This is a genomic window from uncultured Amaricoccus sp., assembly GCF_937858865.1.
Classification (GTDB): Bacteria; Pseudomonadota; Alphaproteobacteria; order Rhodobacterales; family Rhodobacteraceae; genus Amaricoccus.
In genome coordinates this window covers 1-1,645 of record NZ_CALLYO010000219.1, presented here as the reverse complement: position 1 = coordinate 1,645, position 1,645 = coordinate 1, and the positions used below count along the sequence as shown (strand labels likewise).

The following is a 1,645-nucleotide window of genomic DNA, read 5'->3' as shown; positions in this document are numbered from 1 at the left end:
AGCCCTTCCTCGAGGCGCTCGCGCTCACCTACGCCGCCTTCCGCCCCGACACCAAGGAGCGGCTCACAGAAGAGCACCTGCTCGTCCCGACCGTGCAGATGATCTTCCGCCGCAGCCTGCAGCACGTCACCTCGCGCGAGAGCTATTTCAGCGGCGATGCCCACCCGGCGGCCTTCGAGGGCTATACGATCAACCCCGCCCGCATGGTCAGCCTCGCCCAGTCGATCGCGCCCGACGCCATCCCCCCCGCGGTCCGCATCAGTGTCACCGCCGAGGATCTCGGCACCGAGGGCGTCGACTATTTCGGCGAGGGCCTCTCCGAGCAGCTCTTCGACACCCCCTCCGCCGTCGCCCGCATCTGGCGCTCGAAGGTCGCGAGGCGGACGATGACCGTCTCGGCGGCGGAGACCCGCGACCCGAACGGCCGGCCACTCGAATTCCACTGGCGCCTGCTGCAGGGCGACCCGGAAAGGGTCAGGATCGAGCCCGCCGCAGACGGCACCAGCGCGACGATCACCCTCGACTGGCACGCCCCCTTCGTCATCTCCGAGGACAACCCGGTGACCACCTCCCGGGTCGACATCGGCGTCTTCGCCTCGAACGGCGTCCACGATTCCGCCCCGGCGATCCTCTCCTGGTACTTCCCCCCGAACGAGAAGCGCCGCACCGAGCCGGGCCCCGACGGCACCCTGCGCACCGCCGCGATCGACCGCACCAACCCCGACAAGGCCTACGCCGACCCGATCCTCGCTCCCCGTGCCGACTGGCGCGACGAGTTCGCCTACGATGCCGGCGGCGCCCTCCTCGGCTGGACACGGATACGAGGCGATCGGCCCCCTGAATCGTTCGATGCCCAAGGCCGGCGCCTGCCCGACCCGGGAAACCCCGCCACTGCCGTGACGGTCGTCTATCCGCTGTCGCGGGCCAAAGACGGCCGGCTCCTGGTCGAGGAGATCGATGCCGCCCCCTTCTGAGCAGGGGTTCCGCCTGCTGCGCCGCAGCACGTAGCCATCCCCCCGGCGGCGCCCTATAGAGGACCGATCGACCGAGGAGCCTGTCCGAGGAGCCCGAATGAGCCACGACGCCCGCACGCCGCCCGTCTCGGTGGTGATCCCCGCCTACAACCGGGCCGCGACGATCGGGACGGCGATCGAGAGCGTGCTGCGCCAGACCTGGGAGGACTTCGAGCTCGTCGTCGTCGACGACGGCTCGACCGACGGCACCCTCGAGGCGGCGCGCCGGATCACCGACCCGCGCCTGCGCGTCGTCGCCGCCCCGCGCAACCTGGGCGCCGCGGGGGCGCGCAACCTCGGGGTCGCGGAAGCGCGCGGCACCTGGATCGCCTTCCAGGACAGCGACGACGAGTGGCTGCCCGAGAAGCTCGCCAAGCAGATGGCCCGCCTCGCCACCCCTGCCCCGGGCCGCGCCGACTGGGGCGCCTGCTACTGCGGCCTGCTGACCGTCGGCGGGCTCGACGCCCGCCCGGGCGAACGCACCCGGCTCCGCTACCTGCCGGATCCGTCGGTGACGCCGGCGGAGGGCAACATCATCGAGCCGCTGCTCGTGCGCAACATGATCTCGACCCAGACCCTCGTGGTACGCCGCGACACCTTCCTCGCGCTCGGCCGCTTCGACGAGACGACGA

At 71.6% G+C, this 1,645-nt stretch carries 2 protein-coding genes; both read left to right on the top strand.

Going from position 1 to position 1,645, the window contains the following annotated elements:
- The coding region (locus tag Q0112_RS05880) for a hypothetical protein (protein ID WP_297972706.1) at positions 1–974 on the top strand (974 nt) is incomplete at its 5' end.
- A 97-nt stretch (positions 975–1,071) separates the two neighbouring features.
- A partial coding sequence (locus tag Q0112_RS05875) for a glycosyltransferase family 2 protein (protein WP_297972704.1) occupies positions 1,072–1,645 on the top strand: 574 nt, incomplete at its 3' end.